Source organism: Arthrobacter sp. TJ-254 (assembly GCF_058269175.1).
This window is the reverse complement of sequence record NZ_JBZCNF010000004.1, coordinates 514,195-527,515: the sequence shown is the minus strand read 5'-3', so window position 1 is coordinate 527,515 and position 13,321 is coordinate 514,195. Positions and strand designations below refer to the sequence as shown.

Annotated in this window: 11 protein-coding genes; 9 read left to right on the top strand and 2 right to left on the bottom strand. The window is 67.0% G+C overall.

All coding sequences use genetic code 11. The annotated features are described in order from the left end of the window. Nucleotides 1-53 precede the first annotated feature (53 nt). From AC4D14_RS14015 to AC4D14_RS13985, 7 genes are all read left to right on the top strand, one after another. The gene (locus AC4D14_RS14015; RefSeq protein ID WP_490903239.1) at nucleotides 54-1,532 is read left to right on the top strand and encodes a fumarylacetoacetate hydrolase family protein; all 1,479 of its coding nucleotides are present in this window, start codon (nucleotides 54-56) and stop codon (nucleotides 1,530-1,532) included. Beyond that, entirely contained in the window at nucleotides 1,525-2,214 is a 690-nt protein-coding gene (locus tag AC4D14_RS14010; RefSeq protein ID WP_490903238.1) for a GntR family transcriptional regulator, read from the top strand. Before AC4D14_RS14015 ends, AC4D14_RS14010 begins: the two co-directional genes overlap by 8 nt. A 9-nt stretch (nucleotides 2,215-2,223) precedes the next feature. Continuing rightward, on the top strand, nucleotides 2,224-3,765 hold the full coding sequence (hpaE, locus tag AC4D14_RS14005) for a 5-carboxymethyl-2-hydroxymuconate semialdehyde dehydrogenase (RefSeq protein WP_490903237.1): 1,542 nt from the start codon (nucleotides 2,224-2,226) through the stop codon (nucleotides 3,763-3,765). 41 nt (nucleotides 3,766-3,806) lie between these two features. Then, entirely contained in the window at nucleotides 3,807-4,883 is a 1,077-nt protein-coding gene (hpaD, locus tag AC4D14_RS14000; protein WP_490903235.1) for a 3,4-dihydroxyphenylacetate 2,3-dioxygenase, read from the top strand. A gap of 56 nt (nucleotides 4,884-4,939) precedes the next feature. Continuing rightward, entirely contained in the window at nucleotides 4,940-5,725 is a 786-nt protein-coding gene (hpaH, locus tag AC4D14_RS13995) for a 2-oxo-hept-4-ene-1,7-dioate hydratase (RefSeq protein ID WP_490903234.1), read from the top strand. Beyond that, nucleotides 5,710-6,534: an HpcH/HpaI aldolase family protein gene (locus AC4D14_RS13990; RefSeq protein WP_490903232.1), complete on the top strand. Its 825-nt coding sequence runs from the start codon at nucleotides 5,710-5,712 to the stop codon at nucleotides 6,532-6,534. Before hpaH ends, AC4D14_RS13990 begins: the two co-directional genes overlap by 16 nt. Nucleotides 6,535-6,682: 148 nt before the next feature. After that, nucleotides 6,683-8,602 carry an FAD-binding monooxygenase gene (locus tag AC4D14_RS13985; RefSeq protein WP_490903231.1) on the top strand — a complete coding sequence of 640 codons (1,920 nt, stop codon included), beginning with the start codon at nucleotides 6,683-6,685 and terminating at the stop codon, nucleotides 8,600-8,602. 32 nt (nucleotides 8,603-8,634) lie between these two features. Here the strand turns inward: AC4D14_RS13985 and AC4D14_RS13980 are convergent, their stop codons facing one another. Both AC4D14_RS13980 and AC4D14_RS13975 read right to left on the bottom strand, forming a co-directional pair. Further along, nucleotides 8,635-9,372 carry an IclR family transcriptional regulator gene (locus AC4D14_RS13980; protein WP_490903230.1) on the bottom strand — a complete coding sequence of 246 codons (738 nt, stop codon included), beginning with the start codon at nucleotides 9,370-9,372 and terminating at the stop codon, nucleotides 8,635-8,637. A 38-nt stretch (nucleotides 9,373-9,410) separates the two neighbouring features. After that, complete coding sequence (locus AC4D14_RS13975) at nucleotides 9,411-10,628, bottom strand: ROK family transcriptional regulator (RefSeq protein ID WP_490903229.1); 1,218 nt, start codon at nucleotides 10,626-10,628, stop codon at nucleotides 9,411-9,413. A 116-nt stretch (nucleotides 10,629-10,744) separates the two neighbouring features. Between AC4D14_RS13975 and AC4D14_RS13970 the strand changes: the two genes are divergently transcribed. Both AC4D14_RS13970 and AC4D14_RS13965 read left to right on the top strand, forming a co-directional pair. Continuing rightward, on the top strand, nucleotides 10,745-12,253 hold the full coding sequence (locus AC4D14_RS13970; protein WP_490903227.1) for a sugar ABC transporter ATP-binding protein: 1,509 nt from the start codon (nucleotides 10,745-10,747) through the stop codon (nucleotides 12,251-12,253). Then, nucleotides 12,250-13,266: an ABC transporter permease gene (locus tag AC4D14_RS13965; RefSeq protein ID WP_490903225.1), complete on the top strand. Its 1,017-nt coding sequence runs from the start codon at nucleotides 12,250-12,252 to the stop codon at nucleotides 13,264-13,266. Before AC4D14_RS13970 ends, AC4D14_RS13965 begins: the two co-directional genes overlap by 4 nt. The last annotated feature ends 55 nt before the right edge of the window (nucleotides 13,267-13,321 follow it).

The window sequence follows — 13,321 nt, the reverse complement described above, 5'->3', positions numbered from 1 at the left end:
GATGGGAGCCCCTAGGGTTCGTATACGATTTCATATTTGACGAGGAGCAGCGGGTGGAACTGGTTGACGGCGGCCTCTTGGCGAAGGCACGCAAGGTGATTGCGGTGCACATCAACTACCCCAGCAGGGCTGCCCAACGGGGACGCACGCCCGGACAGCCCTCGTACTTCCTGAAGCCCCCGTCGTCGCTGGCCCTCAGCGGTTCAGCGGTCGAGCGCCCGGCAGGCTGCGAGCTGCTCGGATTCGAGGGCGAAATTGCCCTGGTCATCGGCAGGCCTGCTCGCCGCGTGGGCATCGACGACGCGTGGAGCCACGTCGAATGGATCACCGCGAGCAACGACCTCGGGGTGTATGACCTGCGGTACGCCGACAAAGGGTCAAACCTGCGGTCAAAGGGAGGCGACGGATTCACTCCCGTCGGTCCCGGGCTGATCATGGCGGACTCCGTGGATCCCGCCGCGCTGCGTCTCCGCACCTGGCACAACGGCGAATTGGTTCAGGACGACACCACCAAGGACCTGCTGTTCCCCTTCACCCGGCTCATCGCCGATCTGTCCCAGCTGCTCACCCTCGAGCGCGGCGACATCATCCTGACCGGAACCCCCGCCGGGGCCTCAGTCGCCGTCCCCGGCGATGTCATCGAGGTCGAGGTCAGCAGCGTCGGTTCGACAGACAACGACGGCGGGATGAGCACCGGCCGTCTCGTCACCAGGGTGGAGGAAGGCACGACGGCGTTCGCAGACTTCGGTGCCCGCCCAAAGAGTGACGACCTCCAGCGGGAGGAGGCCTATGGCTCGCGTGAGGCCGCGGGCATCCCTGCCCCGGTGCCCGTGCTGACCCCGGCCCTCAAAACGAAGCTCGAAGGAGTGTCGACGGCGACACTTTCCTCGCAGCTCCGCAAGCGCGGCCTGAACAATGTCAGCATCGACGGCCTCACCTCGACCCGCCCGGAAAGGCGGATCGTGGGATTGGCCCGAACCCTGCGCTACGTTCCGAACAGGGAGGACCTCTTTGCCACCCACGGCGCGGGCTACAACGCGCAGAAGCGGGCAATCGACTCGGTCAATGAGGGTGAAATCCTCGTCATGGAGGCCCGGGGTGAGACGGGTACGGGAACCATCGGCGACATCCTCGCCCTCCGCGCCCAGGTCCGCGGCGCGGCGGCGGTCATCACCGACGGCGGCGTCCGGGATTTCTCCGCCGTCGCGGCCTTGGACATGCCCACCTACTACGCCAATCCCCACCCTGCCGTGCTCGGCCGCCGCCACATCCCGTGGGACACCGACATCACGATCGCCTGCGGCGGCACAACGGTCCAGCCCGGCGACATCATCGTTGCCGACGCTGACGGCATCCTGGTGATCCCACCGGCGCTTGCCGCGGAACTCGCCGAGGATTCAATTGCCCAGGAACGCGAGGAGGCCTTCATCGCCGAAATGGTTGAACAGGGCCACGGCGTTGACGGCCTCTATCCCATGAACGCCTCCTGGCGTGCGCTGTATGAGGAGTGGGAGGCGAAGGCCCGTGGCTGAGGTTGTCGCGGCTGCGGGGCCTGCCGCCCCCGGCAGCAAATCAGAGCAGGCCTACGCCCTGGTCAAGGCCCGGATCGTTGAGGGGACCTACTCCCCCGGTTACCGTCTCGTGCTCGCGAAAATCGCCGGGGACCTCGGGGTCAGCGTGGTGCCGGTACGCGAAGCGATCCGCCGGCTGGAAGCCGAAGGCCTTGTGACCTTCGAACGCAACGTCGGCGCCACGGTGGCGGGGATCGATCCCACCGAGTACCTCTACACGATGCAGACCCTCAGCATCATCGAGGGTGCGGCCACCGCCCTGTCCTCCCCACTTCTTGGGGCCGCGGACATCGCCCGCGCCCGCAGCATCAACGAAGAGATGCGGGCCTGCCTTCAGCATTTCGACCCGGTGCGTTTCACCCGGCTTAACCAGGACTTCCACAGCGTCCTCTTCGAACACTGCCCCAATCCGCACATCCTCGACCTCGTGCACCGTGGATGGAACCGCCTGGCTTCACTGCGCTCCTCCACCTTCCGTTTCGTCCCCGGCCGCGCACGCCAGTCTGTTGACGAACACGAGGCCCTGCTGAAGCTCATTGAGTCCCAGGCGGGTGCCGACGACATTGAGAAAGCCGCACGTCTCCACCGCAGCGCCACCCTCGACGCCTACCTCGCGCAGTCCAGCGCCACCGACTCCCGTTAGGAACCCACGATGACGACTCCCAGCAGCACAGCGACAGAGCAGTACGTCCCGGAGGGACTCCCCTCGCACATCCAGCACTACATCGACGGCCGGTTCGTCGACTCGGTCAGCGGAAAGACCTTCGACGTCCTCGACCCGGTGTCCAACACCAACTACGCCACGGCGGCCGCCGGCCAGAAAGAGGACATCGACCGCGCCGTTTCGGCAGCACGTGAAGCGTTCCTCAATGGTCCCTGGCCGAAGATGAAGCCCAGCGAACGCGCCCGGGTCCTGAACCGGATCGCCGACGCCGTCGAAGCGCAGGAGTCGCGCCTTGCGGAACTTGAGACCTTCGACACCGGCTTGCCCATCACGCAGGCCAAGGGACAGGCACTGCGCGCGGCCGAAAACTTCCGGTTCTTCGCCGACCTCATCGTGGCCCAGTTCGACGACGCAATGAAGGTCCCCGGCTCCCAGATCAACTACGTGAACCGCAAGCCGATCGGCGTCGCCGGGCTGATCACGCCGTGGAACACCCCCTTCATGCTCGAGTCCTGGAAGCTGGCGCCCGCCCTTGCCACCGGCAACACGGTTGTCCTCAAACCGGCCGAATTCACCCCGCTGTCGGCGTCGTTGTGGGCACAGATCTTCAAGGATGCGGGCCTGCCCGACGGCGTGTTCAACCTCGTCAACGGCCTCGGCGAGGAAGCCGGCGACGCCCTCGTGAAACACCCCGACGTGCCGCTGATCTCCTTCACCGGTGAGACAACAACCGGCCAGACGATCTTCCGCAACGCCGCGGAGAACCTCAAGGGCCTGTCAATGGAGCTCGGCGGCAAGAGCCCGTGCGTGGTGTTCGCCGACGCCGACCTTGACGCGGCAATAGACTCGGCCCTGTTCGGAGTATTTTCCCTGAACGGTGAGCGCTGCACCGCCGGTTCGCGGATCCTCGTCGAACGCCCGGTGTACGAGGAGTTCTGCCGGAAGTACGCCGCCCGGGCGAAGAACATCGTGGTCGGCAATCCGCACGACCCCCGGACCGAGGTCGGGGCCCTGGTCCACCCGGAACACTTCGACAAGGTCGCTTCCTACGTCGAGATCGGCAAAACCGAAGGCCGGCTCCTCGCCGGCGGCGGACGCCCGGAGCACCTGCCGGAGGGCAACTACATCGCGCCCACCGTCTTCGCCGACGTCTCCCCCGATGCGCGGATCTTCCAGGAGGAGATCTTCGGCCCCGTCGTCGCGATCACGCCGTTCGACACCGACGCCGAAGCCCTCGCCCTGGCGAACAACACCCGGTACGGGCTCGCCGCCTACATCTGGACACAGAACCTCACCAGGGCGCACACCTTCTCCCAGAACGTCGAGGCAGGAATGGTCTGGCTGAACAGCCACAACGTCCGCGACCTGCGCACCCCCTTCGGCGGGGTCAAGGCCTCCGGGCTGGGCCACGAGGGCGGCTACCGCTCCATCGACTTCTACACCGACCAGCAGGCCGTGCACATCACCCTCGGCATCGTCCACACCCCGAAGTTCGGCAGCGTCGAGGTGTCGGCCCTGAACGAGGGCTAGCTTCCGCCGTACACCTCCGCTTTCAACGAAGAGAGATTCCCATGAGCAATGCCGTCCCCAAGCCCTCGGTCCCCGCGCCGGACATTGTCCGCTGCGCCTACATGGAAATCGTCGTCACCGACCTCGCGAAGTCGCGGGAATTCTATGTCGGTGTCCTCGGCCTGCACGTGACCGAAGAGGACGAGACCACCATCTACCTGCGCTCCCTCGAGGAGTTCATCCACCACAACCTGGTGCTGCGGCAGGGACCTGTTGCAGCCGTCGCGGCCTTCGCCTACCGGGTGCGGACACCGCAGGACGTCGACGCCGCCGAGGCGTACTACAAGGAGCTCGGCTGCCGCACCGAACGCCGCACGGAAGGCTTCACCAATGGCATCGGGGACTCGGTCCGCGTCGAGGACCCGCTCGGCTTCCCGTACGAATTCTTCTACGAGACCGAACACGTCGAGCGCCTCACCCAGCGCTACGACCTCTACTCCGCCGGGGAACTGGTCCGCCTCGACCACTTCAACCAGGTCACCCCCGACGTCCCGCGGGGACGTGCCTACCTCGAGGACCTCGGCTTCCGTGTCTCGGAGGACATCAAGGACTCCGACGGCGTCACCTATGCCGCATGGATGCACCGCAAGCAGACCGTCCACGACACCGCCCTGACCGGCGGCAACGGACCGCGGATGCACCACGTCGCCTTCGCCACGCACGAAAAGCACAACATCATCCAGATCTGCGACAAGATGGGCGCCCTGCGCATTAGCGACCGCATTGAACGGGGGCCCGGACGCCACGGCGTCTCCAATGCCTTCTACCTCTACATCCTCGACCCGGACGGGCACCGCATCGAGATCTACACCCAGGACTACTACACGGGGGACCCCGACAACCCCACGATCACCTGGGACGTGCACGACAACCAGCGCCGCGACTGGTGGGGCAACCCCGTCGTCCCCAGCTGGTACACGGAGGCCTCCCTGGTCCTTGACCTCGACGGCAATCCGCAGCCGGTGATCGAACGCACCGACGCCTCAGAGATGGCCGTCACGGTGGGCGCCGACGGCTTCTCCTACACCCGCCAGCCCGACGGTGGGGAAAAGGGCTTCAAGGTCGGCGCCCAGCTCTGATCCGCAGGTTGTCCACACCGCCTTCGCCCTCTTCCAAACGCTGAACGGAGCCTGCCATGCTCGACCCATCCACAGTAGAAATGATCGCCGACGAACTCCTTGACGCTGCCCGGACCCGCACCCCTGTCCCCCTGCTGACCGCCCGCTACCCCGACATGACCGTTGAGGACTCCTATGCCGTCCAGCGGCTGTGGCGGCAACGCAACGAGGACGCCGGCCGCGTCCTGGTGGGACGCAAGATCGGGCTCACCTCGAGGGCGATGCAGGCCGCAACCGGGATCACCGAACCCGATTACGGTGCCATCTTCGACGACATGGTTCTCGAGACCGGATGCTCGGTGGAGTGGGAGCGCTACACGCACCCCCGGGTGGAAGTGGAGCTCGCGTTCGTGCTGAAGAAGGACCTTGCGGGTCCGGGCTGCACCATCTTCGACGTGCTTAATGCGACGGACTACGTTGTCCCCGCACTCGAAATCCTCGATTCCCGGATCGAGATGGAGGGACGCACAATCGTTGACACCATCTCAGACAACGCCGCCATGGGCGCCATGGTGATCGGAGGCAACCCGGTGCGCCCCGACGCCGTCGACCTGCGCTGGGTCTCGGCGATCCTCTACAAGAACCAGACCGTCGAGGAGACCGGTGTCGCCGCAGGGGTCCTCGACCACCCCGCAGCCGGAGTCCACTGGCTCGCCAACAAGATCGCGGCGCACGGCGACGGGCTGAAGGCCGGGGCCATCATCCTCGCCGGGTCCTTCACCCGCCCCCTGTGGGTTCATCCGGGCGACACCGTCCACGCCGACTTCGGACCGCTTGGGGTTGTGACATGCCGCTTCGAATAGAACCCGGTCCCACCTTCCGGGACGCGCTCGACGACGCCGGCCGCCCGCTTGCGGGAATGTGGGTGTGCTCCGGAAGCCCGCTGGTCGCGGAGATCTGTGCGGGGGCCGGGCTTGACTGGCTCCTTGTGGATGCCGAACACAGCCCCAACGGACTTGAATCCATCCTTGCCCAGCTGCAGGCCGTTCACGGGTATCCGGTAACCACCCTGGTCCGCCCGCCGGTCAATGACCCGGTGGTCATCAAGCAGTACCTTGACCTCGGGGTCCAGAACCTGCTCATTCCGATGGTGAATTCCGCGGCGGAGGCCGAGGCCGCAGTGGCCGCGACCCGCTATCCGCCGGAGGGTGTCCGGGGTGTTGGCTCAGCCCTGGCCCGGGCCGCCCGCTGGAACCGAATCCCGGACTACCTGGCCCGCGCCGGAGAAACCGTCAGCGTCACCGTCCAGATCGAATCGACGGCGGCCGTCGACGCCGTCGAGGAGATCCTGAACGTTGACGGGGTCGACGCCATCTTCCTGGGCCCCTCCGACCTCGCAGCTTCAATGGGCCTCCTCGGACAGCAGGAGCACGCCGACGTGCGCGGCGCCGTCGAGCGCTGCCTGGCCGCCGCCGGGCGGGCCGGCAAACCCGCCGGCGTCAACGCCTTCACTCCGGCGACGGCACACAGCTACCTCGGTGCCGGCGCGAAGTTCATCCTCGTCGGCGCCGACGTCGCCCTGCTGGCCCGCGGCTCCGAGGCCCTCGCCGCTGAATACACCGAGCCCAGGCATGGCTCGGCCGACGCCGGCGACCCGTCCGCAAGCTACTGACACCGGGCGTCGAGGCGCTCATGAGCTCTTGTGACGTCCGTCTCAGGGCGCGTACAGTAGCACCCAATCCTTGTTCACTTATCGAACGGGAAGTTCTATTATCGAACAAGGTGGCCGATGGGCCGTCACGACGAAGTGAGGAAATCCCGTGCAATTCCACCATCACGGATATGTGTCAGGCGATCCACGCGTTCGTCCGGCGGCCGGCGTCGGGCTTGACCGGCCCAGGGAGCTTCCGGACGAGGTCGACGTCCTGATCGTGGGGACCGGCCCTGCCGGCATGACCACCGCCGCCCAGCTCTCCCAGTTCCCGGGCATCACCACGCGCATCGTTGAGCGCCGCCCGGGCCGGCTGGCAATCGGCCAGGCGGACGGCATCCAGGCCCGCAGCGTCGAGACCTTCCAGGCCTTCGGCTTCGCACAGCGGATCATCGATGAGGCGTACCGGATCACCGAGATGGCGTTCTGGAAGCCGGATCCCGAGGATCCGTCACGCATTATCCGCACCGCCCGTCCAGAGGACGACCCAACCGGCATCAGCGAATTCCCGCACCTCATCGTCAACCAGGCCCGCGTGCTCGATTACTTCGCGGAGTTCATGAAGAACTCCCCCACCCGGATGGAGCCCGACTACGGCTACGAGTTCGCCGGACTCGAGATGACCGGGAACGGGGAGTATCCGGTGAGAGTGACGTTGGTGCACACCTCCGGCGAACATCAGGGCAGGGAGCGCACCGTGCGGGCGAAATACGTTGTGGGCGCCGACGGCGCGCGCAGCAAGGTGCGGCAGGCAATCGGCTGCACGCTGGCCGGCGACCAGGCCCGGCACGCCTGGGGGGTCATGGACGCCCTGGCGGTCACGGATTTCCCGGACATCCGCCTGAAATGCGCCATCCAGTCCGGTGAAGGCGGAAGCATCCTGCTGATCCCCCGCGAGGGCGGCCACCTGTTCCGCATGTACGTCGACCTGGGCGAGGTCGGGCCGGACGACAACGGCGCGGTGCGCGCCACCACCCTCGACCAGATCATCGCGAAGGCGAACCAGATCCTCAGCCCCTACACGCTGGATGTGCGGAACGTCGCGTGGCACAGCGTCTACGAGGTGGGCCACCGCCTCACCGACCGGTTCGACGACGTCCTCCCGGACGAGGTGGGAAGCCGCACCCCGCGCGTGTTCATTACCGGGGATGCCTGCCACACCCACAGCGCCAAGGCGGGCCAGGGCATGAACGTCTCGATGCAGGACGGGTTCAACCTCGGCTGGAAGCTCGGGCACGTCCTCGACGGGCGCAGCCCCGAGCGCCTGCTGGCAACCTATTCGGCGGAGCGGCAGGTCGTGGCGAAGGACCTGATCGAGTTCGACAAGGAGTGGTCAACTCTCATGGCCAAGAAGCCGGAGGAGTTTTCCGACCCTTCCGAACTCGAGGACTTCTATGTGCGCACGGGCGAGTTCCCCATGGGCTTCATGACCCAGTACGCACCCTCACTCCTCATCGCCGACCCCGTGCACCAGGACCTCGCCACGGGGTTCCCGATCGGGAAGCGATTCAAGTCGGCGCCCGTGGTGCGGGTCTGCGACGGCGTCCCCATGCACCTCGGCCACCACGCGACGGCCGACGGCCGCTGGCGGATCTACGTCTTCGCCGATGCGGCCGAGGCGGGCAGCGGCTCGGGTGTGGCCGACTTCGCCGCGTGGATTCAGAACGCTCCCGACTCTCCGCTCGCTGCCACCCCCGAGGGTGCGGGGGCGGACGCGTGGTTCGACGTCAAGGTGATCTACCAGCAGGACCACAGGCAGGTCGACATCGGAGGCGTTCCGGCAGCGTTCAAGCCCGCGGTGGGACCGTTCGGGCTCACCGACTACGAACTGGTGTACGCCGCCGATCCGGCTTCCGACATTTTCGAACTGCGCGGCCTCGACCGCTCCGGCGTGATCGTCGTCGTGCGCCCGGACCAGTACGTGGCAAACGTCCTGCCCCTGGGGTCGATGGCCGAACTCGCGGGCTTTTTCGAGCCGCTGCTCGCACCGGTGCGGTCAGCGCGGCAGCCGGGACGGACCTTCGCCTAGCAGCGGCCCGCCGGACCGCGGGAAGCGTTTGCCTACCGCAGCTGGCTCGCGATGCGTTCGGCGCCCGCGCTGAGCTCGGCACCGATTTTCGGCGCATCCTGGTCGGACCGGATATAGACGACGGCGATGGCCGCCGGTTTTCCACCGGGCACTGTTATGGGAGCGGCAATCGAGGAAACTCCCGCTATCACTTCGTCGTGGCTCTCGGCGTAGCCCCGGTTCCGGGCCAGGGCGGCCTGGGTGCGGTAGGGGATTGTCGGAGCAACGGCCTGCCACTCCCCCTCACTCATTGCCGACTGGATGGCAATGCCCGGGGCTCCGGAGTGGACTGGGTGACGGGAGCCGGGATGCTGGGCCACCGCCGCTCCGGAGTGGCGGGGTTCAACGGAAACCAGGGTCACGCATTCCTGCCGGTCCCACACAGCCACGAAGGCGGTCATGTTCAGGGAGTTCGCCAGCGAGGTGAGTTCAGGCAGTGCCGCTGTCTGGAGGCTGCGGGAGACATTCCGTGCCAGCACCGCCAGCCCGGGTCCCGGCTCGAACCGCCCTGTGTCGTCGCGGATCAGCAGTGAGTGATCCTCCAAGGTGCGCAGGATCCGATAGGCGACGGAGCGGTGGACCTTCATCGCTTCAGCAAGTTCGCCGATCGTCAGCGGCCCCGGCGCTTCAGCAAGGATCTCGAGGGCGCGGATACCGCGAGACAGGGTCTGCGAGGGTGACGGCCGGGTCAGTGCGGCGTCAGCTTCCTCGCGAATGTTTGCTTCCACCATTTCATCGTAGGCGTTGATCGGGATGCGCCCACCGCTTGTCAGGACACGGCCGCGCTTGCTGCCTCGATGGATTCGGGCGAGAGGACGTGGGTGATCGCCAGCACGGCCGCCCCCAGCACTCCGGCGCGCTGTCCGGCGACGGAGGGAACCACGCGCAGATGCTCGGTCGCCAGCGGCAGGGAGCGCCGGTAGACAACCTCGCGGATCCCGGCCAGAAGGTGCTCCCCGGCCTGGGCAAGGCTGCCGCCGATGACGATCACCGACGGGTTGGTGAGGTTCACGCAGGTCGCGAGCACGTCGCCGATGTCCCGCCCCGCCTGGCGGATCACCTGGATGGCCGCGCTGTCCCCAGACCGGACAAGCCGAATCACGTCCCCGCTCGAGGAGAGCGGCATGCCGGTCTCCTCGGTGAGCGCCGCCGCGAGGGCCGGCCAGCCGGCCAACGCCTCGAGGCATCCGGAGTTCCCGCAGCGGCACATCACCTCGCCGGCCCGCGGCACCCTGACGTGGCCGAGGTCGCCCGCAGTGCCCTGGGCACCGCGCTGGAGGGCGCCGCTCGAGATGATCCCCGCACCGATCCCGGTTGCGACCTTGATGAACATCAGCTCGGTGACCTCCGGCCAGTGGAAGCTCTGTTCCCCAAGCGCCATGATGTTCACATCGTTGTCGACAAGCACGGGGACGTCGAAGCTCGCCTGGACCCGCGCCGGAACGTCGAAGCGGTCCCAGCCGGGCATGATTGGCGGATTCATCGGCCGGCCCGTCTCATGCTCGACCGGCCCGGGGAGGCCGATCCCTATTGCCGCGAGCTCGTGCCGCTGGCGCCCCGCCTGCGCCAGCAGCGAGTCAACGGCCGCAACCAGCCACCCGAGCACAGCTTCCGGACCGTCCGCTATCTCCATCGCCGTGCTCTCGCTGGCAAGTTCGGTTCCGGAGAGATCGGCAAGGACCACCAGGGCGTGGGTGGCTCCAATGTCGGCACCAATGACGACGCGCGCTCCGGAGTTCAGCGCGAACAGCGACGGCGGCCTGCCGCCGGTCGAGACGGCGCCGCCGTAGGGCGAGACCAGGCCGAGTTTCATCAGCGTTTCAACCCGGGAGGCGACGGTTGAGCGGGCCAGGCCGGTGAGCTGCGCCAGCTCCGCACGGGTGCGCGGCTGTCCGTCGCGCAGGAGCTGGAAAACCTCGCTCGCGCCCGCCGCCGGGAGGACCGAGGTTCGCGCCGAGGTGGCGTAGGACGCTGGGCTTCGAACCACGCTTTCAGTAAAGCACGGCACACTTTCGTGAGTCACGCCACACGCATTTTTACGAGTACTACCTGTCTTTTGCATGGCTATCGACAAAAGATATGACGTCTGTCACAGTTTTTCGCATGAACGGACCTGTGTCCCCGCCGGTGCTCCGGGTCACCGGATTGTCGAAAGCCTTCTTCGGCATCCCCGTGCTCGAAGATGTGTCCCTCGAACTGAAGGCCGGTGAAGTGCACGGCCTCGTGGGGGAGAACGGTGCCGGCAAATCCACCCTCATGAAAATCCTCGCCGGCGTATACCAGCGTGATGCCGGGACGATCGAACTCGACGGCGGCCCGGTGGAATTCCACCACCCCACCCAGGCCCACCTCGCCGGACTCTCCACCGTGTTCCAGGAATTCAACCTGCTGCCCGACCGCACCGTCGCGGAGAACATCTACCTGGGCCGTGAGCCGCGCAAAGGGCTGCTCGTCGACACGAAGGCAATGAACTCCCGCACCGCCGAACTTTTCGACCAGCTGGGCATCGGCAACATCCGCCCCACCGCCGCGGTGAGCTCACTGTCGGTGGCGCAGCAGCAGATCGTCGAGATCGCCAAGGCAGTCAGCTATGACGCCCGCATCATCTCCATGGACGAGCCGACGGCCGCCCTCGCCGGGGCCGAGGTCGACCTCCTTTACGCGATCGTCCGCCGGCTCAAGGAGCGCGGCACGGCAATCCTTTACGTCTCGCACCGGCTCAAGGAGATCTTCGACCTCTGCGACACGATCACCGTCCTGAAGGACGGACGGATCGTCGGCACAAGCCCGGCGCCGGAGCTGAACGACGCCGCCCTGGTGCGGATGATGGTCGGCCGGCCCATCGCGGCCTACTACCCCGACGAACACCCGGGCACCACGCTCGGCAAGACTCTGTTGAGCGTGGAGGGCGGAGGCAACCACCAGCTCGACTCAATCGACCTCGCCCTGCGGGCCGGTGAGATCGTCGGGGTGGCCGGGCTGCAGGGCTCGGGCCGCACCGAACTCGTCGAGGCGATCTTCGGCGCCGCGCCCTTCACCCGGGGCCGGATGGTGCTGGACGGCCGGCCCTTCACCGCCACCTCCCCCCGCCAGGCGATCCGCCAGCGCATCGCCCTGATCACCGAAGACCGCAAGGCGCAGGGCCTCAGCCTCAACCAATCAATCCTCAACAACGCCCTCGGCGTCATCCGCTCGGTGTTCCCATCGCGCACGCCCGCGGCGCGGGCCGGCACCCCCGGCATCCTTTCCTCCCTCGAGGTCGTCGCACGGGACCTCGACCAGGAGGTGCAGTACCTCTCGGGCGGCAACCAGCAGAAGGTCGTGCTGGCGAAATGGCTCGCCATCGACCCGCTGGTTGTCCTGCTCGACGAGCCGACGCGCGGCATCGACGTCGGCGCGAAGCTCGCCGTCTACAACCTGATGCGGTCCCTGGCGGCCGAAGGAAAGGCGCTGCTCATGGTCTCCAGCGAGCTGCCCGAACTGCTGGGGATGAGCAGCCGGATCGTCGTCATGCGCGACGGCCGGATCGCCGGTGAACTGCCGGCGGGCTCGAGCGAAGAGCAGGTCCTGCAGCTGGCAACCGGGGCCCGAAGCGAAACGGTCCTCCCATGAAAATCACCTCACGGCTCACCTCGACCCACATCGTCTACCTCGTCGTCCTGCTCACAATCGTCGCCGGCTCCATCCTGGTTGCCGCAGCCGGGCGCAGCTTCTTCAGCGCCGGCAATGTCTCATCGATCCTCACGGGAACCAGCGTCCTGGGCTTCATCGCCATCGGCCAGACCCTGGTGATCCTCGTGGGAAGCCTGGACCTCTCCGTCCCGTACGTTGTGAGCCTCACCAGCCTCCTCGCGGCCGTGATCATGGCCAACCAGGCCGGCAACATCCTCCCCGGCGTCCTTGTGGCACTGGCGGTGGCTGCGGCCATCGGCCTGGTCAACGGCCTCGTCGTCTCAGGGCTCAAGGTCCACGGCTTCATCGCCACGCTGGGCACGGGCCTGATCATCAGCGGCTACCTCGCCACCAACTACAAGGGCAGTTCCGGGCAGGCCCCCCTGGCCTTCCGGCTTGTGGGAGCGACCGGGCTTGGGCCGGTGCCGATCTCCACCCTGCTCATGCTTGCCTGCGCCGCCGTCGTCCTGCTCCTGCTGGAGCGCACCCGCCTCGGACACTCGATGTACGCCGTGGGAGGAGACCTCAATGTGGCCCGCATGTCGGGCATCCACACCAACACCCCCATCATCGCCGCCCACGTGATCTGTTCCGTGCTGGCCGGGATGGCCGGGCTGCTGCTTGCGGCGCGGCTCGGCGTCGGCAGCCCCACCATCGGCAGCCAGGGCGGCTACGACCTGCTCTCGATCGCAGCCGTCGTCCTCGGCGGAACACTGCTCGCCGGAGGGAAGGGCTCCCTCGTAGGAACCCTCGGCGGGGTCCTGATCTTCGCGATGATCGACAACATCATGAGCGTGATGCAGATCAATCCGTTTTTGAAGGACGTCGTCCGCGGCATCGTCATCGTCGCCGCCGTCGCCGTCTACGCGGGGCGCCGCGTCATCAGCCGGCCGGCCCGCTTCGACGACACCCCGCGGGAGACCACTTCGACACGGCAGGAGGTGGGCGCGTGAGCACCCTCGCTTCGAACCGGAACGTTGAACTCAAGCGCGACCGCTCCCCTCGCAA